The sequence below is a fragment of the Citrobacter sp. CK180 genome (genome assembly GCF_030333655.1).
GTDB classification, from domain to species: Bacteria; Pseudomonadota; Gammaproteobacteria; order Enterobacterales; family Enterobacteriaceae; genus Citrobacter_B; species Citrobacter_B koseri.
In genome coordinates this window covers 69,606-94,081 of record NZ_JAOWFM010000051.1, presented here as the reverse complement: position 1 = coordinate 94,081, position 24,476 = coordinate 69,606, and the positions used below count along the sequence as shown (strand labels likewise).

Below are 24,476 nucleotides of genomic sequence, written 5' to 3'. Positions count from 1 at the left end.
TGTTTCCCCTGTAGGCCTGATAAGATGCATGGGCATCGCCATCAGGCATTTTCCTTGCAACAGCCTCCACCGGAGGCTGTTTTTTTATCCATACGATCTCTTTATACTGTCTACTCCGTACCCTAAATAAAACTCAAAATGAAACCACTTCTTGCATTGATGTTCTTAATGACATTCTTTGCCCATGCCACCGATACTGAGCCTGGCAGCCAGTATCTGAAGGCGGCGGAGGGCGGAGACCGACGCGCACAGTATTTCCTTGCCGATACCTGGTTCAGTTCCGGCGATCTCAGCAAAGCGGAATACTGGGCGCAAAAAGCCGCAGACAACGGTGATGCGGATGCCTGCGCATTGCTGGCGCAAATCAAAATCACCAACCCCGTCAGTCTGGATTATCCGCAGGCTAAAACGCTGGCCGAAAAGGCGGCACAAGCGGGCAGCAAAGCCGGAGAAATCACTCTGGCGCGCATTCTGATCAACACCCAGGCGGGGACGCCTGACTATCCAAAAGCCATTTCACTGTTGCAAAACGCCTCAGAAAACCTGGAGAGCGATTCTGCCGCCGATGCGCAGATGCTACTCGGGCTGATTTATGCCAACGGCGTGGGCATTCCTGCCGATGACGATAAGGCGACCTGGTATTTCAAACGCAGTTCCGCCATTTCCCGTACCGGCTACTCCGAATACTGGGCCGGAATGTTGTTCTTAAACGGCGAACAGGGCTTTATTGAGAAGAATAAACAGAAGGCGCTGCACTGGTTGAATCTGAGCTGTACGGAAGGGTTTGATACCGGCTGCGAAGAGTTTGATAAGTTAACCAACGGGTGAATGTAATATTGCCGGATGGCGGCGCAAGCGCCTTATCCGGCCTACAGACCACAGCTTCCCGTAGGCCGGATAAGCGTAGCGCCATCCGGCAATCTGTCATGAATTACTGATTCGCGGTCTTATCAAATTTGCCCAATACCTCGCGCTCATACGCCAGCGCTTTCTTACGGTCAAACTTGTGTTCCCACTTGGCGATAACCAGCACCGCCAGCGCATTACCCACCACGTTCAGCGCGGTACGCGCCATATCGAGGATACGGTCAACACCGGCGATAAACGCCAGCCCTTCCAGCGGAATGCCCACGCTACCCAGCGTCGCCAGCAGCACCACGAAGGAAACGCCCGGCACGCCCGCAATCCCTTTCGAGGTGACCATCAGCGTCAGCACCAGTATGATTTCCTGCCACAGCGACAGGTCGATACCGTACAGCTGCGCGATAAAGATCGCCGCAATACTCTGGTACAGCGTTGAGCCATCAAGGTTGAAGGAGTACCCGGTCGGCACCACAAAGCTGGTGATCGACGCCGGAGCGCCATAGGCCTCCATCTTCTCGATAATGCGCGGCAGCACGCTCTCAGAGCTGGCAGTGGAATAAGCCAGAATCAGTTCATCTTTCAGGATACGAATCAGAATCCAGACGCTCAGACCGCACAGACGCGCCACGATGCCCAACACCACCAGCGCGAAGAACAGAATCGCGAAGTGTACCAGCAGCACCAGTTTCGCCAGCGGCCACAGCGACGCAAAACCAAAGTTCGCCACGGTCACGGCGATCAGCGCAAACACCCCGACCGGCGCGTAACGCATCACCATGTGGGTCACTTTAAACATGGTTTCTGAGATGGAGCGGAACACGGTGACCAGCGGTTCACGGTGAGTCGCAGGCAGGGAAGACAGACCCAGACCAAACAGCACCGAGAAGAAGATAATCGGCAGCATGTCGCCCTTCGCCATCGACGCGACAATGTTGGTCGGAACCAGTGACAAAATCGTGCCCATCAAACCGTGCGCATGGCTTTGTACTTCCGCCGTCGTGCTTTGGTATTTCGAAATATCCACGGTCGCCAATTGCGACATATCAATCCCGGAACCGGGTTGAAACACGTTCGCCAGTGTAATACCGAGGATAATGGCGACGGTCGTGATCACTTCGAAATAGATAATGGTTTTGGCACCGATACGCCCTAACTGTTTCGCATCGCCGACACCGGCAATACCGACAATCAGGGTGGAAATAACAATCGGAACGACGATCATTTTGATCAGATGGATAAAGATATCACCCGCCGGTGACAGCAGGTTGGCAACCAGCCATTCGCGGCTGTCGCTGTGATAATGCAGATAACTGCCCAGAAGAATACCCAGCACCATGGCCAGCAAAATCTGCCAGGCCAGGCTGATTTTCAAGTTTTTCATAACAACAGACTTCCTCAATGAAGCGCCGTTCTGCATTCAAAAAAGGATGAGAACAGTACATACTGAAAGGGTATGAATTGTGTTGCGTTCGTTTGTGGAGTTTTTTAACGCGCATAATCAGTACCATTTGCATGGCATACTGCGCAACCCTTTCAGAACAGGGCATCTAACTGATTTTATGCATAATAACGCGAGTTTATCGCGATCATCATGAATAACTATTTGTTATGGAAAGATTTTTATTTCCTCAAAAACGAATAATACCTTTCTGGAATTATTTTAACGCCACCGTTCATTCGCTTACTTTTTAAACAGCAAAAACGACACAAATCACAAAAAAACAAAATTATTTCTGACGATTCTGCAACAACTTCGCCATATTAATAGCGTCAATGAGTTGCACGCGATTAACCCTTGGCGAGTTCAAATCCAGTAATTTTTGCCAGAATGCGATGGCCTGCACATAATCAGCCTGCATAAACGCATCAGCGGCCAGCAGCATTAACGCGGTGACTTCCGAAGCATCAAGCGCCAGCGCTTTATCGATCATTTCACGCGTTTCCGGCGTCATATGCTGCCCGGACTGGTAATAGCGCACCGTCGCCAGCGCCGAATAGAGCTCCGCGTTCTCTCCCCGCAGGCGCAGCGCCTGCTGATACGCCAGCAGAGCATTGTCATAGGCATTACGCCAGAGGTAGTACTCGCCCAGCGTCGCCCACTGCGCGCTGTCCTGTGGGTTTGCGCGAATCGCCGCCTGCAACGTCAGTAACTGCTTTTCCGCCGTCGGTTCATCGGTAAACGCCCGCAGCGGATCGGCCAGACGCTGCTGCTCCTGGCGAACGGCCTGCCATTTTGACGACGCCAGATAGCCGCCGACGCAAGCCATCACCATGACGATCGCAACGGCCAGCAGCGCTTTCACCGGCAGCGGGCGCGACGGCGCGTCCGAAGCCACAGGCTCCGCCAAATCATGATGCAATTCCTGTTGTAGCTGCGCCGTGTCCTGACCCGCCAGCGCCTGCTGCGCCTGGCGCTGGCTGTGACGCAGCAGCAGTACGCTCACCTGATGCAGACTCATTCACTCCCCTCCTCTTTACGCTGACGCGCTATCACTCGCCACAGCGCCACGCCCACCAGCAGCAACAGCAGGAAAGGCAGCGCCCATAGCAGCAACGTTTGCCCGGTTAGCGCCGGGTTGTAGAGGACGAACTCACCGTAGCGTTCGGTCATCCAGGCGGTGATTTCCTCTTCGCTTTTACCTTCCGCCACCATGGTATAGACCTGATGGCGCATACTGACCGCTACCGGCGCGTTGGATTCCAGCAAGTTTTGATTCTGGCACTGCGGGCAGCGCAGCTGGCTGGCAATAAATAGTGATTTTTCCTGCTGTTGCGCGTTTTCAAAGCGCCAGGTGTCCACAACCTGGGCATGCGCTGCAAAGGTGATGAAAAACAAAATGATAGCCAAGAGTAAACCTATTCTGCCGGATGGCGCTGCGCTTATCTGGCCTACAATGTGTTGCGCACCCCGTACGCCGCCATCCGGCAACGCGTTGATTAATTTACTCATCACGCTTCCTCCCACGCCAGCCGCTGAGCGCCGCGCCTGCAATCATCAACAGCCCTCCGCCCCAGATCCAGCGTACGCCGGTCTGGACATACAGGCGCATGGCATAGCGATCCTGCCCGGTTTTTTCGCCCATCACCGCATACCAGTCATGCAGCAGATTCCAGCGAATCCCCGGCTCCATCATCTGCTGACGGCGCGCCGCGTAAAAACGCCGCTCTGGCGTGACGCGCCCGATGTGCCGTTTATCCTGCTCAATGGCGATCTGCGCTTTCTCAGTGGTGTAATTGCCTTTCGCCTCCAGATCGAGACGTTCAAAACGAAACGTGTAGCCTGCCAGTTCCACCTGCTCTCCGGGGCGCAGATTAAGGCTGATTTCGTGCCGACTGCCGCTGGAGAAAATAATCCCGGCGGCGACAACCAATACGCCGGTGTGCGCCAGTAGCGCCGGAAGCTGACAACGCACAGACACTTTCCGGCTTCTGATTGTCGCCAGTACGATAACTAACAGCATCAGCAGCCCAAACGGCAGCGTGGCGCGATTAAAATAGGGCGCGCCGACGGAGAGTCGCCCCCAGCCGAACAGGCCGTAAATCATCGGATAGAGCGTCCCGATAAGCACAATCAGCAGCACGGCGCTAAAAAGCAGCAGCGCGGCCAGAATCATCATCTCACGCGACCAACTGCCAAAACGCGCATTCTGGCGGACTTGCTGGCCTCGCCACGCGTACAACCCGAGCGAGGCCAGGCTCAGGAGCGTAAACAGCGCGAACAGCGGCACCGCACGCACGTTGTCCAGCGCAAAGGCATGGACAGAGACCAGAATGCCGGAGCGCACAATCAGCGTGCCCAGCAGGGATAAAATCAGCGTCAGAATCGCCAGCAGCAAAGACCAGTGGCGAAAGATGCCGCGCCGGCGGGAAACGAACAGGCTATGCAGTAGCGCGCTGGCGGAAAGCCAGGGTAATAAAGAAGCGTTTTCCACCGGGTCCCAGAACCACCAGCCGCCCCAGCCCAGTTCGCAGTACGCCCACCACGACCCGAGAATGATGCCCAGCGTCAGCGCGCACCAGCCGGGGAGCGCCCAGCGCCAGCAGACCCAGGCGGTGGCCGCGCTAAAGCCGCCGCGCAGCAATGACGCCAGCGCAACGCCCGCTGCGACCATCAGGCCGCCATAGCCCAGATAAAGCAGCGGTGGATGGAGAATCAGCCCCAGGTGTTGCAGCATCGGATTGAGATCGCGCCCCTCAATCGCGGGCGGAAAGATACGCACAAACGGGTCCGACCAGACCACGACAAACAGCAGCAGCAGGGCGGTCATCATCGACAGAATACAGAGCGTTAGCGGAAAGAGCGCATCGCGCTCGCCTTTGCAACGCCAGGCGAACAGCGCGCTCCAGCCGGAAAGGAACAGCACCCACAACAGCAGCGATCCTTCATGACCGCCCCACACCGCCGCCAGTTTTAATCCCCACGGCAGCAGGCTGTAGCTATGCTGTGCAACGTAGACAACCGAAAAATCGCTGGTAAGAAAACAGAAAACCAGAATAGCGAACGCCAGTAATAACAGCGCGAATTGCGCCAGGACGCCGATTATCGCCAGACGTCTGATGCCCTGCCAGCGCTGGCGCAACCCCACCAGCGTGGCAAGTGGGGTCAACACGTTGACCCCAAGACTCAGCAGTAATGCCAGAAAACCGGCTTCAGGAAGGAATACGTCCAGAGATCACCCTGCCTAAGCTCACGCGACCGTTAGCTGTCCCGCATAAAGAATGAAAAAGCGCAGCAGCAGGACACCGGTCAGGCTGGCGACGCATACCGCCAGCACGCCGTGAAACGTCGAACCGCGATTCGCCCAGGGCTTCAGCAGCATTGGCACAATCAGCCCCAACCCCGCGACGCCAAGCCAGAACCACCATGTCCAGAATCCGCCGCCCAGCGCCGCAGTCAGCGCGCGCATTTTACCGTCATCGCCCAACGCCAGCCCAACGAAGAACGCCGCCAGCAGGAAGATTTCCAGCCAGACGACCGGCGTTTCCATGCGATGCACAAAATGCGCTTCAGTGCTGTGCGGATTGCTGCGATGACGCAAGGCCATCGCAATCAGCGCCACCGCCGCCCCGGAAGAGATCCCCGAGAACAGGAACAGCACCGGCAGGATCGGGTTATTAAGGAACGGATAGGACTTCAGCGCCGACAGCAGGAAGCCGGTATACGCCCCCAGCAGTACCGCCAGCACCAGCATTACCGTCTCAAGCAGGCGATGGAACGGCGTCAGCAACGTCAACGCTTTTTGCACCATCCCCAGACGCGGCAACCAGCGCTGTTGCAGGGCAAGCACCTCTTTTTCAAAGATTTTCGCCAGCCACAGAACCAGCACCACCATATAGAGCTGGAACAGCATGACGCCCATCGACATCACCGACGTGAAGCTGTAGTGGAACATCAGTTTCCAGAAGGTCCACGGGCGCGTCAGGTGAAAGATCAGGATCAGCAGGCCAAGAATAATTGCCCCCGGCCCCACCACCAGCGTCGTACGCAGCAGCGTGCTGTCCGCCCCGCCCGCTTCCGGGTGAATGCGACGCAGCAAAATAGCCAGCGTCACTAACCCGGCAGAAATACCAATCAGAAACAGATAGATGGCGATGGGCCAGTCCCACACCAGCGATTCAAAATGGAAAGCAGAAGCGTGCGTCATTGGCTCACCTCCCCAAATTTAAAGGGAACGCGGTAGACCTTCGGTTTCGTACCCAGCGCCAGCTTGTAGCGGTAGGTGGTTTTCTGCCGCAGCAGACGAGAGATATCGCTGTTGGGATCGTCCAGGTTGCCAAACGTCAGCGCCTTTGTCGGGCAGGACTCGACGCAGGCGGGCAACTTACCCGCTTTCAGGTTGGTTTTCCGGCAGAAATCGCACTTATCCGCCGTCTTGCTGACCGGATGGATAAAGCGTACGCGGTAAGGACACGCCGCAATGCAATACTGGCAGCCGACGCACAGATCCGGGTTCACATCGACGATACCGCTGGCGGCATCGCGGAATGAGGCCCCGGTCGGGCAAACGTCGACGCAGGGTGCATGATCGCAGTGCTGGCACGAATGACGGAAGAATTGATACTTCACGTCAGGAAACGTCCCCTGCGGCTCGCTGCGGATAATCGTCAGACGCGACACGCCCTCCGGCACCTGGTTCACTTCCCGACAGGCATCCATGCAGGCGGTACAGCCGATGCATAATGACTCATCATGCACCATGCCGTAACGCACGCCGTTGATATTCAACGTTTTCGCCACCACGCGTCCTGCTGTTCCGCTGACCGCCACCAGCGCGCCGACGCGGGTGATAAACTGGCGACGAGAGCAACTCATGGATGCTCCTTAAGCAAGGGAACGGACGCCGGGTTAAAGTGCGGATTGGTGCGCTGATCGCTGTGGCAATCGACGCAAATCTTAATCCGTCCTTTCTCATTGAGCGTCTGCATCGTGTCTTGCTGTGGATGCAGCGAATGACAGCTGGCGCACGCCACTTTGGTCACATGGACATCATGCGGCCAGAACGCTTTTTGCAGCTGCTCAGGCAGGTGGCAGGACATACAGACGCTGTTCTGCTGCTCTACCGTATACATCGGGTCATTAAAGCGCATCACATCTTTCACCCCTTCGCGGTGTTTAGGCGATGGCTGACCGTGACAGTTGGTGCACGTAACCGGCAGCTTGTTGTTCGGGTTAACGACAGAAGCGTGCTTACCGTGCATACCCTCGGTATCCGGCTTGTGGCAATCCAGACAAGCAGCATCTGGATTACGCTGCTGGGTGACCGTCCAGCGTTGCTCTGAGTCCTGCGGCGTTGGGGTAGCGGTTATCCCACACAGGCTCCAGAACAGACCTGACGCCAGCACCCCAGCAGTTAATAACGAACGTAATACGCTCATATTCACTCCGTTGCATAATGCCTGATGGCGCTACGCTTATCAGGCCTACAAGACTTCCGTAGGCCGGATAAAGCGCTTGCGCTGCCATCCGGCAAATTTGTCACATGTGAGGTTATTGGCTTAACAGACCGTTTTTACGCGCCTGATCTTCCCATTGCGGAATCACCGTCTTGATGAAGTCCTGCTTCTCGGCGTTGATTTGCTGCATGTTCAAACCAATCGCTTTCTGGGCTTTCTCTTTGGTGGAGATATCCGGCAGCGGGATTTCATGAGTGATGCCTTTACTGCCCAGCAGACGCACCAGTTTGGTACGGGCATCCGCCGCTTTATCCATCGCGCCGCCCAGCATACGCAGACCTTCATCCGGGGCATGCATATGGATGCCGTGCGAGGCAATCGCCAGATCCCAGCGCCACTGCGCATGACGGATATCGTCCAGAATCGGTTTCATTTCCGCTTCTGTCGCGCCCGCATCCCACGCGGCTTTCGCTTCGAAATGCGCGTGTACTAACTGATCTTCAACCTTGATTTTCAGGTCATGAATCGCCTGTTTACGCTCAGCAACCACTTTTTGCAGGGAGGCTTTATCCTGGGTGTGGCAGTTGGCGCAGGTCTGGGCGAAGTTATCAAACGGGTTGCCAATCTTATGGTCGGTGTAGAGTTTGCCTTCGGCGTTTTGCACTTTCGGCATGTGACAATCAATACAGGTCACGTTGTTCTTGCCGTGAATGCCCACGCTCCAGGTTTCATATTCCGGGTGCTGCGCTTTCAGCATTGGCGTTTTCGACAGCGGGTTTGTCCAGTCAGAGAAGGCGATGGCGTCGTAATATTTCTCCATATCCTCGACTTTTGTTCCCTCATCCCACGGGAATTTGACGGCTTTGTTTTTACCGTCAAAGTAGTACTCCACATGGCACTGCCCGCACACCATAGATTGCTGGTCAAAACGACTGGCTTTATCAAACGGTTTGCCGATGGTTTCCATCGCGCGCTCGGCATAAGGACGGGAGAGCGTTAACGCCGGTTTGCCTTTGGCGAAATCGTCTGAGGCGGTGTTATGGCAGTCGGCGCAGCCCAGGGCATTGACGATTTCCGGGCCGCCGCGCGCCCATTTACCGTGGAAGTAGCCGTCTTCGCCATCTTTCTGGATCAGACGCGCCACATCCGGGCTTTTACAGCTCCAGCAGGCCATCGGCAATGGGCCATCTTCGGCATTTTTCGGTGCGCCGGTACGCAGGGTTTCACGCACATCGGTAACCGCATAAGCGTGCCCGCGCGGCTTATTGTAGTCACGCGAGAAGGGGTATCCCGCCCACAGGATCACCAGACGTGGGTCTTCTGCCAGCGCATCTTCACGCGTTGACTGTTCTGACGTCGCTTTCCATGAGAGATATTGATCGGGATGCTGAGGGGCGAAGGTTTCATTCTTCGCTTCAACGGTGACGGTCTTTGCGGGAACGGACGTTTGTTCAGCGTATACAGAGGAAATGAAAAAAAACGGTAATATCAGGCTGAAGAAACGGCGTGCGCGTAATATTGTCCTTGCCATAGAGGTCTCATCCAGATTGCGCCATTGCCTTCAATGGCGGTTCTTTATTTTGTTTTTCCACAACAGCAACCGCACGAATACTGTCATGACATTGCTCCCCTCTATGTGTAACAAAAAACCACATTAAAAATGTTGTCTTTAATCAATTGTAAGTGCATGTAAAATACCACTTTAGAGTTATACCACCCTCCTTAAACCTACTCCTTTCGTTAGCATTCGACGCGGATCACTTTTTCAACAACTCGCCTGTAACTGCATGTTATCGCGGGTATTAATCCATTTTTGCGAGATTCCTTCAAAAATCACTTTGCCGTTTATTTGCACAGTTCCGTTATTGCGTGATCTGCCGCGCAAATACTAAACAAAACTGCCAAAGCCCCTACATTTAACTTTTGTGAGACATATTATTAACATCTTACAAGGAGAACAAAAGCCATGAGCCAAATACATAAACACGCTATTCCCGCAAACATTGCGGATCGTTGTCTGATAAACCCGGAGCAGTATGAGGCGAAATATCAACAATCTATTAACGAGCCAGATACCTTTTGGGGTGAACAGGGAAAGATTCTCGACTGGATTACACCGTATAAAAAAGTGAAGAACACCTCCTTTGCGCCCGGCAACGTGTCGATTAAATGGTATGAAGATGGCACGCTGAACCTGGCGGCAAACTGCCTTGACCGCCATCTGCAAGAAAACGGCGACCGTACCGCCATCATCTGGGAAGGCGATGACGCCACCCAGAGCAAACACATTTCATATCGCGAATTGCATCGCGATGTTTGTCGTTTCGCCAATACGCTGCTGGAGCTGGGCATTAAGAAAGGCGACGTCGTGGCTATTTATATGCCGATGGTGCCGGAGGCGGCGGTGGCGATGCTGGCCTGCGCGCGCATTGGCGCGGTGCATTCGGTGATCTTCGGCGGCTTCTCGCCGGAAGCGGTTGCCGGGCGAATCATCGACTCCAGCTCACGTCTGGTGATCACCGCCGATGAAGGTGTGCGTGCCGGACGCGGCATCCCGCTGAAAAAGAACGTCGATGATGCGCTGAAAAACCCGAATGTGAACAGCGTTGAACATGTGGTGGTTTTAAAACGTACTGGCGGGAAAGTCGACTGGCATGAAGGCCGCGATCTGTGGTGGAGCGACGTGATTGAGAAATCCAGCGCTGACCATCAGCCGGAAGAGATGAATGCGGAAGATCCGCTGTTTATCCTCTACACCTCCGGTTCAACCGGCAAGCCAAAAGGCGTGCTGCATACCACCGGCGGCTATCTGGTCTATGCCGCCACCACCTTTAAGTATGTCTTTGACTATCACCCGGACGATATCTACTGGTGCACCGCAGACGTAGGTTGGGTGACCGGGCACAGCTACCTGCTGTATGGGCCGCTGGCCTGCGGCGCAACCACCCTGATGTTTGAAGGCGTGCCAAACTGGCCGACGCCTGCGCGGATGGCGCAGGTGGTGGATAAGCACCAGGTTACTATTCTCTACACCGCCCCAACCGCTATTCGCGCTCTGATGGCGGAAGGCGATAAGGCGATTGAAGGCACCGATCGCTCTTCGCTGCGCATCCTCGGTTCCGTCGGCGAACCAATCAACCCGGAAGCGTGGGAATGGTACTGGAAGAAGATCGGTAACGAAAAATGCCCGGTAGTGGACACCTGGTGGCAGACCGAAACCGGTGGATTCATGATCACGCCGCTGCCCGGCGCGACTGAACTGAAAGCCGGTTCCGCCACGCGTCCGTTCTTTGGCGTGCAGCCCGCGCTGGTGGATAACGAAGGCCACCCGCAGGAAGGGGCGACCGAAGGCAATCTGGTGATTACCGACTCCTGGCCGGGTCAGGCGCGTACCCTGTTCGGCGATCACGAGCGTTTTGAGCAGACCTACTTCTCTACCTTCAAAAACATGTATTTCAGCGGCGACGGCGCGCGTCGTGACGAAGATGGTTACTACTGGATCACCGGGCGCGTCGATGACGTACTGAACGTTTCCGGCCATCGTCTGGGCACGGCGGAGATTGAATCCGCGCTGGTATCGCATCCGAAGATTGCCGAAGCCGCGGTGGTCGGTATTCCGCACAACATCAAAGGCCAGGCCATCTACGCCTATGTCACGCTGAATCACGGCGAAGATCCGTCGCCGGAGCTGTATACCGAAGTACGCAACTGGGTACGTAAAGAAATTGGCCCGCTGGCAACACCGGACGTGCTGCACTGGACAGACTCACTGCCGAAAACGCGTTCCGGCAAAATCATGCGCCGTATTTTGCGCAAAATCGCAGCGGGCGATACCAGCAATCTGGGCGATACCTCAACTCTCGCCGATCCTGGCGTGGTCGAGAAACTGCTCGAAGAGAAGCAGGCCATCGCAATGCCTTCATAACCCTAACCGTGAAATGCCCGATGGCGCGCTGCTTATCGGGCCTACAGGTTCAACATCGCTTGTAGGCTCGATAAGGCTTCAGCCGCCATCCGGCAAAATAAAAAAATCCCCCTACCTTATCTCTGGAGACTCTGTGATGAATGACAATATTTATCAACGGATAGAAGACAGTGCGCGTTTCAGGGAGTTAGTCGAAAAACGGCAACGGTTTGCCACCATCCTGTCGGTCATCATGCTGGCGGTTTATATCAGCTTTATTTTACTGATCGCCTTCGCGCCGGGCTGGCTGGGCACCCCGCTACACGCCGGCACCAATGTCACCCGGGGTATTCCAATTGGGGTGGGCGTCATTCTGATCTCCTTCATCCTGACCGGTATTTACATCTGGCGGGCGAATGGTGAATTCGACCGTCTTAACAACGCCGTACTGCACGAGGTTAAAGCATCATGAAGAGAGTCCTGACGGCGCTTGCCGCCACACTACCCTTCGCTGCAAACGCAGCGGATGCCATTAGCGGTGCAGTAGAACGCCAGCCAACCAACTGGCAGGCAATCGTCATGTTCCTGATTTTCGTGGTGTTTACGCTCGGCATCACCTACTGGGCCTCTAAACGCGTCCGTTCACGCAGCGACTATTACACGGCAGGCGGGAATATTACCGGCTTCCAGAATGGGCTGGCGATCGCCGGCGACTATATGTCCGCCGCGTCGTTCCTCGGGATTTCCGCTCTGGTGTTCACCTCCGGCTACGACGGGCTGATCTATTCACTCGGCTTCCTGGTGGGCTGGCCTATCATTCTGTTCCTGATCGCCGAGCGCTTGCGTAACCTGGGTCGCTATACCTTTGCCGACGTCGCCTCTTACCGACTGAAACAGGGGCCGATCCGCATTCTGTCTGCCTGTGGTTCGCTGGTGGTCGTGGCGCTTTACCTCATCGCCCAGATGGTGGGGGCAGGTAAACTGATCGAGCTGTTGTTCGGTCTGAACTACCACATTGCGGTCGTGCTGGTGGGCGTTCTGATGATGATGTACGTCCTGTTCGGCGGCATGCTGGCAACGACATGGGTACAGATTATCAAAGCCGTACTGCTGCTGTTCGGCGCCAGCTTTATGGCCTTTATGGTGATGAAGCACGTCGGCTTCAGCTTCAACAACCTGTTCACCGAAGCGATGGCGGTACACCCGAAAGGTTCAGCCATTATGAGCCCTGGCGGTCTGGTCAATGACCCGATCTCCGCGCTGTCATTAGGCCTGGGCCTGATGTTCGGTACGGCAGGCTTACCGCACATTCTGATGCGTTTCTTTACCGTCAGCGATGCCCGCGAAGCGCGTAAAAGCGTGTTCTACGCCACTGGCTTTATGGGTTATTTCTACATCCTGACCTTTATTATCGGCTTCGGCGCGATCATGCTGGTCGGCGCGAACCCGGAGTATAAAGATGCCGCAGGCGCGTTAATCGGCGGCAACAACATGGCGGCGGTTCATCTGGCGAACGCGGTAGGCGGCAACCTGTTCCTCGGCTTTATCTCTGCGGTGGCCTTCGCAACGATCCTGGCGGTCGTGGCCGGTCTGACGCTGGCAGGCGCATCGGCGGTATCTCACGACCTGTACGCGAACGTGTTTCGTAAAGGCGCGACCGAACGCGAAGAATTGCGGGTATCGAAAATTACCGTACTGGTGCTGGGCGTAATTGCCATCATTCTGGGCGTGCTGTTTGAAAACCAGAATATCGCCTTCATGGTCGGCCTGGCGTTTGCTATCGCGGCGAGCTGCAACTTCCCAATCATCCTGCTCTCCATGTACTGGTCGAAGCTGACCACGCGCGGCGCGATGATGGGCGGCTGGTTAGGCCTGGTGACGGCTGTCGTGCTGATGGTTCTCGGCCCAACGATTTGGGTGCAAATCCTCGGCCACGAAAAAGCCATCTTCCCGTATGAGTATCCGGCGCTGTTCTCCATCAGCGTTGCCTTTATTGGGATCTGGTTCTTCTCCGCTACCGATAATTCTGCGGAAGGTAATCGCGAGCGTGAGCAGTTCCGCGCCCAGTTCATCCGTTCCCAGACCGGGTACGGCGTTGAGCAAGGCCGCGCGCATTAATTCAGCGCACTCCTCCGGCCCTCGGGTCGGAGGACAACATCAGAACATCACTTTTGCGACCAGCGGCGCCGCCAGCACCATCATCACACCGGACAGCATCATCACCAGACTGGCGACGACGCCCTCCTGCTGACCCAGTTCATACGAACGCGCCGTACCTGCCCCATGTGATGCCGCGCCAAACCCGGCCCCTTTCGCCATTCCTTCACGAATAGACAGGCGCAAAAACAGCGCATCGCCAACCGCCATCCCGAACACGCCGGTCACCACCACAAAGAGCGCCACTAAATCCGGCTGACCGCCCAGCGGCTCTGCCGCCGCCAGCGCAAATGGCGTGGTGACGGAACGCACGGCCAGGCTGCGCTGAATCTCATCCGGCAGCGTAAACAGGCGCGCCAGCCAGACGGAACTGGTAACCGCCACCACGGTTGCCGTTACCACGCCCGCCGTCAGCGACATCCAGTGGCGTTTAATGATGGCGAGATTATCGTAAACCGGAACGGCAAACGCGATGGTCGCCGGGCCTAACAACCACAGCAGCCAGTGCGATTCGCCAATGTAGTTCTGCCAGGAGATATGGCCAAACACCAGTATCAATACCAACAGCGCGGGCGTGAGCACCAGCGGCATCAACGGCAGCTTACGAAAGCGACGGTACAGCCGCTTATTGACGAAATAGATCCCCAGCGTGATGACCAGGCACAGTACGCTTAGCTGAAAATTACTCACGGTTTACCCTGCTCATCTCATAGCGGTACACGTTATCCACCACCCATGCGGTTGCGCCAAGCACCATCAGCGTGCTGATCGCAATCACGGCGAAGATGCGCCAGCCGTCCATCAACAGCAGTTGCGCATAATTAACGACCGCCACCACGGCGGGGACAAAGAACAGCAGCATTTCCGCCAGCAGCCAGCGTGCGCCCGCGCGAACCCAGTTAAGCGGGATCACCCGACAGACAATCAGCGCCAGCATCAGCGCCATCCCAACCAGATTGGCGGGAAGCGGCAGATGCAGCCATGAAACAAGATATTGAGCAAAAACAAATAAACCTGCATACAGCAGTACCTGAACCGGTATCTGGAGTCGTTGCATAACAGCAGGCGTAACGCGGCTTATCGCCACAGCCATGAGGGAATGTCCTGAAAAATAAAACGGAACGCCAGTATAGAGAGCGCCCGTCCGCTACTGAAATGAATTAAACTCATTGCAGGCATAGTCTTAAGGAATAATCATGGATATCAGAACGCTGCGTTATTTTGTCGAGGTGGTGCGCCAGCAGAGTTTCACCCGCGCAGCGGAGAAGCTATTTGTCACTCAGCCCACCATCAGCAAGATGCTGAAGAATCTGGAAGATGAGCTTAATTGCACGCTGCTGATCCGCGATGGGCGACGTCTGCTGCTGACGGATACCGGGCGCGTGGTGTTCGAGCGCGGCCTGGCGATCCTCGCTGAATTTCGCCAGCTGGAAGCAGAGCTGGGCGATATTAACCATCTCAATAAAGGGCTGCTGCGGCTTGGTATCCCGCCAATGGTCGGCATGCTGATGGCCGGGCCGATTAGCCTGTTTCGCCAGCGTTATCCGGGTGTGGAACTGAAGATTGCAGAATTTGGCGGTTTGACGGTACAGCAGGCGGTAATGAACGGCGAGCTGGATGTGGCGATGACCGCGCTGCCGGTGGAGGAAGAGAGCGGACTGACGACCTTGCCGCTGTTCAGCCACCCGCTATGCGTGCTGGTGCCGCGTTCCGGTAAGTGGATGGCGTGCGAGTCGATTTCCCCCGAAGCGCTGGCGGAGCATCCTCTGCTTATCTACAACGAAGATTTTGCGTTGAATCGCCAGTTGATGCGGCTTTTTAAGCAGCATGATGTGAAGCCGCGTATTGCGGTACGCAGCGGTCAGTGGGATTTCCTGGCCGCTATGGTGCAGGCCGGCATCGGAATTGCGATTTTGCCGGAGCCGATTTGCCAACGGCTGGATAAACAAACCCTGCGTTGGCTCCCGCTGGAGAGTGATTTACGCTGGCAGTTAGGCATGATCTGGCGCGAAGGCGTTTATTTGTCCCACAGCGCCAGGGCGTGGTTGACGTGTTGTGAAGGGTTCTGGTTAACGCAGGAATAATACCTCGCTCGCCGGATGGCGGCGCAAGCGCCTTATCCGGCCTACGGGAATGCATTTTGTAGGCCCGGTAAGCAAAGCGCCACCGGGCAATTTAATCACCGCGTTCACCAACATTAAGCCCGGTAATCTCTCCCGCCCAATCCGCAGGGTATATCCCGTGGCGAACATCGCGATGAAATGTTGAAAAGGGCCAATCCTTTACCTGTTTAACCCAGGCATGTTTAACCGGATTGATATAACTATAATCAACATGCTGGCGATAATCGTATTCATCCCGAATCGTGTGTTCCCAGAATCGAGGTTGCCAGACCTGACGCAAACCCAGCGATTTAGAGAAATGTTTTTTAATTTCGCGCCAGCGAGAGGAGAAATCGAGCTCGTTTTCAGGAAGGGTCCATACACAATGCATATGTTCGGGTAATACAACCCAGGCGTTGATATGAAAAGGTTTACGCTGTTTAACGCTGGCGATGGCATGACGAAGCGCATGGATATGGGACGTAAGAAGACCGCTTTTACGATCCTGAAGATTAACGGTGAAAAACCACGTTCCACCATTAATGTAATAACGACGATAGTTGGACATGTTGGCTCCTTTTCTCCGAGCGTAGAGGGAAAAGGAGAAAGCCAGCAATGAGCAGAGGTAAATTCAGGAAAACGGCTCGCAAAATTGTTGCGCCGCCAGGCAATATCGCCCCCTGTAGGCCCGGTAAGCGAAGCGCCACCGGGCGATACGGGTGCTTACTGATTCTCGATCAACAATGCTTCCAGCAAATCCAGGTCATGCAGCAGTTTTTGCAGGGTTTCGTTACTTATCTCACGCGTCGCGCGCAGGTGGTACAACTCTGCACGTTCCGAGCGTAGCGCCGCCAGGCGGAAGCGCCGTTCGAGGTTCTCTTCCTGCATTGAGCTTTCCACATCGTTACGCCCATCGGCGCGGCGACGCAGGTTACCAATCACACGGGAGCTGACCTCGGTGAGCAACTGGTTATCGATGTTCTCTTCGGTATCTGCCGCCAGACGCTCTTCCATCTTCTGAATCGCGACAATCGCCACTTCCGCCGTGGCGGCGCGGGCGATTCGCTCCTCTTTCTGCTGCTGTGAGTGATCGCCCACTTCCAGATGTTGCAGCAGAATCGGCAGCATCACGACCCCTACAAACAGCGAGAACAAAATCACGCCCGCCGCAAGGAATACCAGCTCATAGCGCGCCGGGAAGCCGTTACCATCCGGCAACAATAGCGGGATAGAGAGCACACCGGCCAGCGTAATCGCCCCGCGTACCCCCGCAAAGGAGGCGATGAGGACTTCACGCATCGTCCAGGCGCCAAACTCCATCGGCTTTTTCTTCAGGAAGCGATTACTGAAGTTCTTCATCGTCCACAGCCAACCAAAGCGCACCAGCATCAGCGCGGCATAAATCAGCACGATATCGGTGAACAGCATCCAGGTTTCAACGTTGGGATCGGCTTCCGCCGCCACCAGCGACGACTCCAGAATCCCTGGCAGTTGCAGACCCAACAGCAGAAAGACCATGCCGTTAAAGACAAACTCCAGCATCGCCCAGGTGCTGTTGGCGCGCAGACGCATCGCCAGCGGCGCGCGACGCATAACGCCGGAGCGGGTGATGGTCATCCCGGCCGCCACAGCGGCAAGAATGCCGGATACGCCGATATGTTCCGCAATCAGGTAGGAGGCGAACGGCAGCAGGAACAGCAAGACGATTTGCGTCGCTGGTTCATCCCCACCCCAACGGCTCAGGAAACGCAGGGAGCGACCGTATAACCAACTGACGACAAAGCCCGCCAGAATACCGCCCACTGCGACTTTGAAGAACTCCACCGTCGCCCCGCCGACGGTAAACACCATCGTCCCCATCGCCACAGCGACGGCAAATTTCAACGACACCAGGCCGGACGCGTCGTTCATCAACGCCTCGCCTTGCAGGATGCCCATAATTTTCTTCGGAATGCGCCCCTCGCCGACAATGCCGGAAAGCGCAACCGCATCGGTCGGCGACAGCACGGCAGCCAGCGCGAAGGCCGGTATCAGCGGAATGCCCGGCACCAGCCAGTAAATCATAAAGCCAATTCCGACCACCGTGACCAGCACCAGCGCCAGCGCCAGACCGAAAATCTCTCGCCCATGTTCGAGAAACTCCCGGGTCGGCGTTTTCCAGCCGTCTGCGAACAACAGCGGCGGAATAAACAGCACCAGGAACAGTTCAGGGTCAAATTCCACATGCAAACCAAACGTCGGCCATGCCAGCAGCGCGCCAATGGCGATTTGCATGAGGGGTAAAGGAAGCTGGAAGGGCAATACACGAGTAAATACCCCCGACAGCGAGACCACAAGGGTCATGATGAGTATTGTGAAGAAGATTTCCATGCGTTCCCTGTTTGCGATATTTCTTATGTTTTAAAACGTGAGGCGTCGTGCCTCAATTCTATCTTCCTCAGAGTAACGCAAAAGACAACGGGATGTGTCCTGAAAATAAAAACGGGCGGCAAAAGCCACCCGTTTTTAGAGGACGCCAGGAATCAGATAGCCCAGCCGCCCGCATAGAAGGCGACCAGCGCTACGGCAATCACCACGGTGCCGACGTTCAGCTTACGCCATTCGCCCGACACAATACGGCCGATCACCAGCGTAGCAAAACCAATCATAATGCCGGTTACGATGTTGCAGGTCAGGACGATAAACACCGCCGTGATCAGACCCGCCATCGCATCCACAAAGTCAGCGAAGTCGATTTTCGCCACGTTGCTCAGCATCAGCAGGCCGACGTACATCAGCGCGGGCGCGGTCGCGTAGACCGGAACCAGATAAGAGAGCGGAGAGAGGAACAGGATCAGCAGGAACAGGACGCCGACGGTGATCGCCGTCAGACCCGTTTTACCGCCTGCCGCCGTACCCGCCGCCGATTCAATGTATACCGCCGCAGGCGCTGCGCCAACCAGACCAGAGAACACGCTGCTCAGGGAGTCGGTGGTCAGCGCTTTGCCGCCATCGATAATCTGCCCGTCTTTATCCAGCAGGTTCGCCTGGCCAGCGACTGCGCGAATCGTGCCGGTGGCGTCGAAAACAGCGGTCATCACCAGCGCCAGCACGCTCGGCAGGACGATCGGGTTCAGCGCGCCCATAATATCCAGGCTGCCAATCAGCGAGTTGCCGTGTTCATCACTTAAAGACGGCATAGCAAAAAAGCCGGAGAAATGGACGGATGGATCGAAGATCAAACCCACAACCGAAATACCAATAATGGTCAGCAGAATGCCGCCCGGCACCTTCAGTTTTTCCAGGCCGATAATGACCGCCAGACCAATCAGCGACATGATAACCGGGAAAGAATCAAAGTTACCCAGCGCGACCGGCAGACCGTCCAGCGGGTTCTTAATCACCAGACCCACGCCATTCGCGGCGATCAGCAACAGGAACAGGCCGATACCGATGCCGGTGCCGTGCGCCACGCCATGCGGCAGATTGCGCAGGATCCAGCTACGGATACCGGTCGCCGAGATGATGGTAAACAGCACGCCCATCAGGAATACCGCACCCAGCGCAACCGGAACGCTAATGTGCTGACCCAGCACCAGGCTAAACGCGGTGAAGGCGGTCAACGAGATGGCGCAACCGATAGCCAACGGCAGGTTCGCCCACAGACCCATAACAATAGAACCGACGCCAGCCACCAGGCAGGTCGCCACAAATACGGCGGCAGGCGGGAATCCGGCTTTACCCAGCATCCCCGGAACCACGATAACGGAGTAGACCATCGCCAGGAAAGTCGTTAATCCGGCAACCACTTCCTGACGGACGGTGCTTCCACGGTGTGAAATTTTAAACCAGGCGTCGAGTGAACCGCCGGTACGCGCTGAAGGCGTAGACATAGAAAACATCCCCTGAGAGTTTATTTTTCGTCGAGTATGCGTGGTGGACAATCCACTGCCAGCGAAACGTCATCTCCTTGTGCTACGTTTGCAACAATAAGGGGTGTCGCAAAAAAGCAAACGTTTAACTCCGCGCATACAAAACGGGTAGTAAAAAAAAGCAAACGATTATCCAGCGATAATACGGGGCTTTTCAACAAAACTTTGCGGCTTTTTGCTTATTTCTTTTCATCACGGTCAATAAATCGCCAGTCGATGCGCAAACGTTATCGTCAATGCGCAATCTGATAACATTTTTTCTCGGGCGGACGACTGACACATCCGTCTATCCGCCAGGGATCTCAAAAGGGCCGCCTTGCTGGATAGCCCTTTGCCACGCCGGGCGCATCTCTACGCGCTTCTTCCAGGCGCTAATGTGCGTCAGGTCGTTAATTCCGCCTCGGCTCAGTAACGCAAACAGAGGAAAACTCATCTGGATATCCGCCATGCTGATATGTTCCCCGGCAAACCAGGGCTGCGCGGCAAGATGCGCATCAATGTAGCGCGCATGCGTCTCCAGTTGCGGGTTGAGATACGCTTTTTGCACGCCCTGCCCCAGAATGCCGCCCAGCGTGCGTAACCCAAATGGCACCGGCGGTTTACCCAGGCTGACAAACACCAGTTTCATTAACAGCATTGGCATTAACGAGCCTTCCGCATAATGCAGCCAGAACCGATACTGCCGTTTTTGCCGGGCATCGGCAGGTTTAAACTGCCCTGCGTGGTCATAGGTTTCCTGCAAATACTCCAGGATGGCGCCGGATTCGGCGAGGATCTCACCGTTATCTTCAATAACGGGCGATTTTCCAAGCGGGTGGATTTTTTTCAGCGCCGGTGGCGCAAGCATGGTTTTTTCACGCTGGTAGCGAACAATCTGGTAGGGCAGCGACAGCTCCTCCAGCGCCCAGAGCACGCGCTGGGAACGAGATTGATTCAAATGATGCACCGTCAGCATGGCTGTCTCCTGTTTTTCATTCAAATTAACTATAGAAAAGAGCGAGAGATGGCGTAAAAATTTCGGCTAAAAAACAGACAATACACTGGCAAACGGGCGGGCATGGCATACAATTACAGTATCAACACAAACCGGAACCTCCACCACGTGCTCGACTGAGGGGTGTTGATGTCGGGGGAAACCCTCCCGTGAACCAACGGGATAGAGCGAAAGACAAAGACCGGAAACAAACTAAAGCGCCCTTGCGGCGCTTTAGTTTTATGCGCGGCGATATGGCGCTCGCCTATCCGGCCTACGCGCGTCCCGGCGAAACGACATTTAATCATCTTCCAGCAATCGCGCCCCTGTTCCCTGCGTACCGAGCTGATCGCCGGGGTTGCGCAGCGGGCAATCGCTACGCGACAAACAGCCGCAGCCGATGCAGCCGTCCAGCTCATCACGCAACGCCACCAGAGTATGAATACGTCTGTCCAGCTCCTCGCGCCATTGCGAAGAAAGCTGCTTCCACTCCTTTGCGCTCAGCGTATGCCCCTCAGGCAATACGCCAAACGCTTCGCCAATGGTCGCCAGTGGAATGCCAATACGTTGAGCAATCTTGATGATCGCCACATAGCGCAGCACATCGCGCTTATATCGCCGCTGATTGCCGCCGTTACGGACACTGCTGATAAGCCCTTTGCTCTCATAAAAGTGCAGCGCCGATACCGCCACACCGCTACGTTTCGCCACCTCACCCGGCGTAAGCAAGGACTTTATACGCGGTAATTTCTTTTCCATAAATCGCTTTACCTCAAGTTAACTTGAGGAATTATACTCGCCCGCAGACAAAACGACGAATCGAACACTGAGAAAGAGGCAGCAATATGTCCCATCAGCAGATAATTCAGACCCTTATTGAATGGATTGATGAACATATCGACCAACCGCTGAACATTGATGTGGTCGCAAAAAAATCAGGTTACTCGAAGTGGTATTTACAGCGGATGTTCCGCACGGTGATGCATCAGACGCTGGGCGACTATATTCGTCAGCGCCGACTCCTGCTGGCCGCCGTAGAGCTACGAACGACCGAGCGCCCCATTTTTGATATCGCGATGGATCTGGGATATGTGTCGCAACAGACATTTTCGCGCGTCTTCCGCCGCGAGTTTGACCGCACGCCCAGCGACTACCGTCATCGTCTGTAACCTTACTGCCCGCGCTGCATCAGGAGTGCGGGCGACTGTTGCAGCCACTGAATAAACGCCTGCGGCGGCATCGCCTTCGCAAAATACCATCCCTGACAATACTGAACGCCGCGCTTGAACAGCCAGTTCACCTGATCTGCCGTTTCCACACCTTCGGCAATGGCCTTCAGGTGTAAACTTTGCGCCATTTCGATGATATGTTCCGCGATCAGATGGCTGGTGCTATTGGTGGTCAGCGTATCGATAAAGGATTTATCAATCTTCAGAATATCGACATTCAATGAATACAGGTTGTGCAGGTTTGAATACCCTGTTCCAAAATCATCAATCGCCACTTCAAAACCCGCCTGACGAAATGCCTGAATAACCGGTGTGGTTTTCGGCACGTCAATAAAGCCGCGCTCCGTCACTTCCACCTTAATTTGTTGCGCAAGAACGGAATGCTGGCGGGCTTTCTCCGCAATTAACGCGATAAGCCGGGAGGAGTGGAAATCAGAAGCGGAGAGATTAATAGAGATATAAAGATGAGGTTGCGAGGCGAGAAAATGTCCCAGATCGTTGAATACTTCTTCCACCACGTAATCGGTAATCTGCGCAATCATCCCCTCTTTTTCAGCCAGCGGGATAAACTCTGCCGGGCTCATCACCTGCCCTTCAAAACCAGGCCAGCGCAATAGCGCCTCCGCCCCCACGCATTTTTCATTTTGAATATCAATAATGGGCTGATAATAAAGACGCAGTTGACGTTTATCGATCGCTCGCTGCAACAAACGGCGCGGTGAATGATATTCCTCGCGCGTACGCGACCACATCAATAACACAATGATACTACAGATAATGCCTAACGGCAGCGTTAACGTCGCCTGATGGTACAGGTTCTGATAGAAACGCGCGTTATCAGTGGAAACAATTATCGCGATCGGACGTTTTTCTGAATGGGCAATAGTATAGAAGCGATTATTTTGCTGAAAGGTAGATTCATCACGGTGCAGCAACGGTAATAATTGTTCGACGTTTGCCTGCTCGCTCACGGAGAAAAAGGAGTTCGTCACCGTATCATATACGCCCCAGGCCAGAGTGGGATCGTCTGACATCACCTCGCTGTAAGACAACGGATTTATTACCGCGACATAGTGTCCTCTTTGCATATACGTCATTTTGTAGCCAGCAAAGAACGGCGTATCACGATAGTAATAAATAGAAACGTCTGGTTCTCGTTTATAATCTGCGGCAGGGATAATATAAGGACTGGCGGTCGCCATTACCGTAGAGCATAAAAAATGATCGTCTTGCGCATAAATTAACTCGCTGATATACAGACGACCACGAATAATATCCTGCATTCGTTTTTGATGCGCAGGAGTACAGGCTTTTCCCTGATACTGCTGTATCGCGTCGCGGGCCAGCTCCACCTGCTGGACAACCAGTTCCGTTTTTTCTAATGCCAGCTCGGCAAAAGAGTGCAGTTGATTACGGGTTTCAGACACCGCCCGCATGTGGGCAAACCATAGCGCCAGCATCACGGGGAGTAATACCACCATGATTGTTCCAAGGAATCTCAGCAACTTTCGTTGCGCGCTATGATTCATTTCGGCCCTGTATCCCTGAATTGTCTGTGCCTGTCATCATCAAGGCGGATGCTATAACAAACAGGTGATTACGTTGCATGAATTAAGCGACATTAGCAACAGACTTTTCCTGGTAAAAGTCTGATATTGACGGATGACGATAATATTTTCCCGTAAGGCAAACTTAAAGTTATGCTTATTTTTATTAGGGAATATTCTAATCCAAAAGGAGTAAGAATTTTCCAGGGTTTTTTCCGATTAATGCAGAAAAATTAAGTTAAATTTCCAGGCTGGTTAATTTTCCGGCGCTAATAAAATGGTAATAAAAATACATCTTCAATAACCAGCCCCATAATCTTCCGGTATAGCCCCCTTCAGATACCCATGTTTAATTTGTGGTTATAAAGCGCACAAAAAAGGGTGCCCTGCACTGGCTAACAAACAATTTATTGTGATATAGTTCACAAAAATGATGAAACAGAAACGTTGTTTCATTCAGTGTCGATGTCATGCCCGTCGATAGCCAGAGTGTACCACGCCTTCCGTGAGCAACGCCGCGCTGTCCAGGGCACCTGCTATTCTCAGAGGAAATGTTTCATGGCTACCATAACCACTGGCGTGGTTCTTCTCCGCTGGCAACTGCTGAGCGCTGTGCTCATGTTTTTAGCCAGCACGCTCAATATTCGCTTTCGTAAATCCGACTATATCGGACTCGCGGTGATCAGTAGCGGCCTTGGCGTCGTATCGGCCTGCTGGTTTGCAACCGGGTTACTCGGCATCACTCTGATGGATGTCTCCGCAATCTGGAACAATATCGAAGCCGTGATGGTGGAAGCCATGAGCCATACCCCGCCAGAGTGGCCGATGGTGTTGACCTGATGCTGATATAAGCCTCCGCCCGGAGGCTTTTTTATTCTCTCAAAAACAGCCAGTT

21 protein-coding genes and 1 pseudogene are annotated in these 24,476 nt (G+C 54.7%); 7 read left to right on the top strand and 15 right to left on the bottom strand.

Translation table 11 applies throughout. The features are described 5' to 3' along the window. Positions 1 to 138: 138 nt before the first annotated feature. The gene (gene yjcO / locus OGV50_RS13050; RefSeq protein ID WP_286488581.1) at positions 139 to 828 is read left to right on the top strand and encodes a Sel1 family TPR-like repeat protein YjcO; all 690 of its coding nucleotides are present in this window, start codon (positions 139 to 141) and stop codon (positions 826 to 828) included. A gap of 103 nt (positions 829 to 931) precedes the next feature. On the opposite strand, the gene gltP is transcribed toward yjcO, so the two are convergent. The 7 genes and pseudogenes from gltP to nrfA all read right to left on the bottom strand — a co-directional run bounded on the left by gltP (position 932) and on the right by nrfA (position 9,289). Then, on the bottom strand, positions 932 to 2,245 hold the full coding sequence (gene gltP, locus OGV50_RS13045; protein WP_024130825.1) for a glutamate/aspartate:proton symporter GltP: 1,314 nt from the start codon (positions 2,243 to 2,245) through the stop codon (positions 932 to 934). Between the two features lie 346 nt (positions 2,246 to 2,591). After that, complete coding sequence (gene nrfG, locus OGV50_RS13040) at positions 2,592 to 3,323, bottom strand: heme lyase NrfEFG subunit NrfG (protein ID WP_081353146.1); 732 nt, start codon at positions 3,321 to 3,323, stop codon at positions 2,592 to 2,594. Continuing rightward, positions 3,320 to 5,534: pseudogene (nrfF, locus tag OGV50_RS13035) on the bottom strand (heme lyase NrfEFG subunit NrfF). The gene nrfG and the pseudogene nrfF overlap by 4 nt, the downstream one beginning before the upstream one ends. An 18-nt stretch (positions 5,535 to 5,552) precedes the next feature. After that, on the bottom strand, positions 5,553 to 6,509 hold the full coding sequence (gene nrfD, locus OGV50_RS13030; RefSeq protein ID WP_286488580.1) for a cytochrome c nitrite reductase subunit NrfD: 957 nt from the start codon (positions 6,507 to 6,509) through the stop codon (positions 5,553 to 5,555). Next, on the bottom strand, positions 6,506 to 7,177 hold the full coding sequence (gene nrfC, locus OGV50_RS13025; protein WP_012134582.1) for a cytochrome c nitrite reductase Fe-S protein: 672 nt from the start codon (positions 7,175 to 7,177) through the stop codon (positions 6,506 to 6,508). Before nrfC ends, nrfD begins: the two co-directional genes overlap by 4 nt. After that, positions 7,174 to 7,740 carry a cytochrome c nitrite reductase pentaheme subunit gene (nrfB, locus tag OGV50_RS13020; protein ID WP_024130827.1) on the bottom strand — a complete coding sequence of 189 codons (567 nt, stop codon included), beginning with the start codon at positions 7,738 to 7,740 and terminating at the stop codon, positions 7,174 to 7,176. The genes nrfC and nrfB overlap by 4 nt, the downstream gene beginning before the upstream one ends. A 112-nt stretch (positions 7,741 to 7,852) precedes the next feature. After that, positions 7,853 to 9,289: an ammonia-forming nitrite reductase cytochrome c552 subunit gene (gene nrfA / locus OGV50_RS13015; protein WP_012134584.1), complete on the bottom strand. Its 1,437-nt coding sequence runs from the start codon at positions 9,287 to 9,289 to the stop codon at positions 7,853 to 7,855. A 435-nt stretch (positions 9,290 to 9,724) separates the two neighbouring features. Between nrfA and acs the strand changes: the two genes are divergently transcribed. The 3 genes from acs to actP all read left to right on the top strand — a co-directional run bounded on the left by acs (position 9,725) and on the right by actP (position 13,780). Then, positions 9,725 to 11,683, top strand: a complete 1,959-nt coding sequence (acs, locus tag OGV50_RS13010) for an acetate--CoA ligase (protein WP_012134587.1) — start codon at positions 9,725 to 9,727, stop codon at positions 11,681 to 11,683. A 136-nt stretch (positions 11,684 to 11,819) separates the two neighbouring features. Continuing rightward, positions 11,820 to 12,134, top strand: a complete 315-nt coding sequence (locus OGV50_RS13005; RefSeq protein ID WP_024130828.1) for a DUF485 domain-containing protein — start codon at positions 11,820 to 11,822, stop codon at positions 12,132 to 12,134. Continuing rightward, positions 12,131 to 13,780: a cation/acetate symporter ActP gene (actP, locus tag OGV50_RS13000; RefSeq protein ID WP_012134589.1), complete on the top strand. Its 1,650-nt coding sequence runs from the start codon at positions 12,131 to 12,133 to the stop codon at positions 13,778 to 13,780. Before OGV50_RS13005 ends, actP begins: the two co-directional genes overlap by 4 nt. Before the next feature lie 39 nt (positions 13,781 to 13,819). Here the strand turns inward: actP and OGV50_RS12995 are convergent, their stop codons facing one another. Further along, a complete protein-coding gene (locus tag OGV50_RS12995) occupies positions 13,820 to 14,509 on the bottom strand; it encodes an LrgB family protein (protein ID WP_012134590.1) in 690 nt (229 codons plus the stop codon). Next, a complete protein-coding gene (locus OGV50_RS12990; protein ID WP_012134591.1) occupies positions 14,502 to 14,912 on the bottom strand; it encodes a CidA/LrgA family protein in 411 nt (136 codons plus the stop codon). The genes OGV50_RS12995 and OGV50_RS12990 overlap by 8 nt, the downstream gene beginning before the upstream one ends. Before the next feature lie 103 nt (positions 14,913 to 15,015). Between OGV50_RS12990 and OGV50_RS12985 the strand changes: the two genes are divergently transcribed. Continuing rightward, positions 15,016 to 15,903 carry a LysR family transcriptional regulator gene (locus OGV50_RS12985; protein ID WP_200091059.1) on the top strand — a complete coding sequence of 296 codons (888 nt, stop codon included), beginning with the start codon at positions 15,016 to 15,018 and terminating at the stop codon, positions 15,901 to 15,903. 91 nt (positions 15,904 to 15,994) lie between these two features. Here the strand turns inward: OGV50_RS12985 and OGV50_RS12980 are convergent, their stop codons facing one another. The 5 genes from OGV50_RS12980 to soxR form a co-directional block, all read right to left on the bottom strand. Continuing rightward, positions 15,995 to 16,489 (bottom strand): REP-associated tyrosine transposase, encoded by a 495-nt coding sequence (locus OGV50_RS12980; protein ID WP_200091057.1) that lies wholly within the window; start codon positions 16,487 to 16,489, stop codon positions 15,995 to 15,997. A gap of 155 nt (positions 16,490 to 16,644) precedes the next feature. Then, positions 16,645 to 18,291: a Na+/H+ antiporter gene (locus OGV50_RS12975; RefSeq protein WP_012134595.1), complete on the bottom strand. Its 1,647-nt coding sequence runs from the start codon at positions 18,289 to 18,291 to the stop codon at positions 16,645 to 16,647. 152 nt (positions 18,292 to 18,443) lie between these two features. After that, positions 18,444 to 19,793, bottom strand: a complete 1,350-nt coding sequence (ghxP, locus tag OGV50_RS12970; RefSeq protein ID WP_024130830.1) for a guanine/hypoxanthine transporter GhxP — start codon at positions 19,791 to 19,793, stop codon at positions 18,444 to 18,446. Between the two features lie 325 nt (positions 19,794 to 20,118). Then, a complete protein-coding gene (locus OGV50_RS12965) occupies positions 20,119 to 20,787 on the bottom strand; it encodes a glutathione S-transferase family protein (RefSeq protein WP_012134597.1) in 669 nt (222 codons plus the stop codon). A 318-nt stretch (positions 20,788 to 21,105) separates the two neighbouring features. After that, the gene (gene soxR / locus OGV50_RS12960; protein ID WP_049011570.1) at positions 21,106 to 21,564 is read right to left on the bottom strand and encodes a redox-sensitive transcriptional activator SoxR; all 459 of its coding nucleotides are present in this window, start codon (positions 21,562 to 21,564) and stop codon (positions 21,106 to 21,108) included. An 86-nt stretch (positions 21,565 to 21,650) separates the two neighbouring features. Here soxR and soxS point away from each other — a divergent pair, with 86 nt between their 5' ends. Further along, a complete protein-coding gene (soxS, locus tag OGV50_RS12955; protein WP_012134599.1) occupies positions 21,651 to 21,974 on the top strand; it encodes a superoxide response transcriptional regulator SoxS in 324 nt (107 codons plus the stop codon). 2 nt (positions 21,975 to 21,976) lie between these two features. Here the strand turns inward: soxS and pdeC are convergent, their stop codons facing one another. Further along, positions 21,977 to 23,563 (bottom strand): cyclic di-3',5'-guanosine monophosphate phosphodiesterase PdeC, encoded by a 1,587-nt coding sequence (pdeC, locus tag OGV50_RS12950; protein ID WP_200091055.1) that lies wholly within the window; start codon positions 23,561 to 23,563, stop codon positions 21,977 to 21,979. 576 nt (positions 23,564 to 24,139) lie between these two features. Between pdeC and OGV50_RS12945 the strand changes: the two genes are divergently transcribed. Beyond that, a complete protein-coding gene (locus tag OGV50_RS12945) occupies positions 24,140 to 24,421 on the top strand; it encodes a YjcB family protein (RefSeq protein ID WP_012134601.1) in 282 nt (93 codons plus the stop codon). The last annotated feature ends 55 nt before the right edge of the window (positions 24,422 to 24,476 follow it).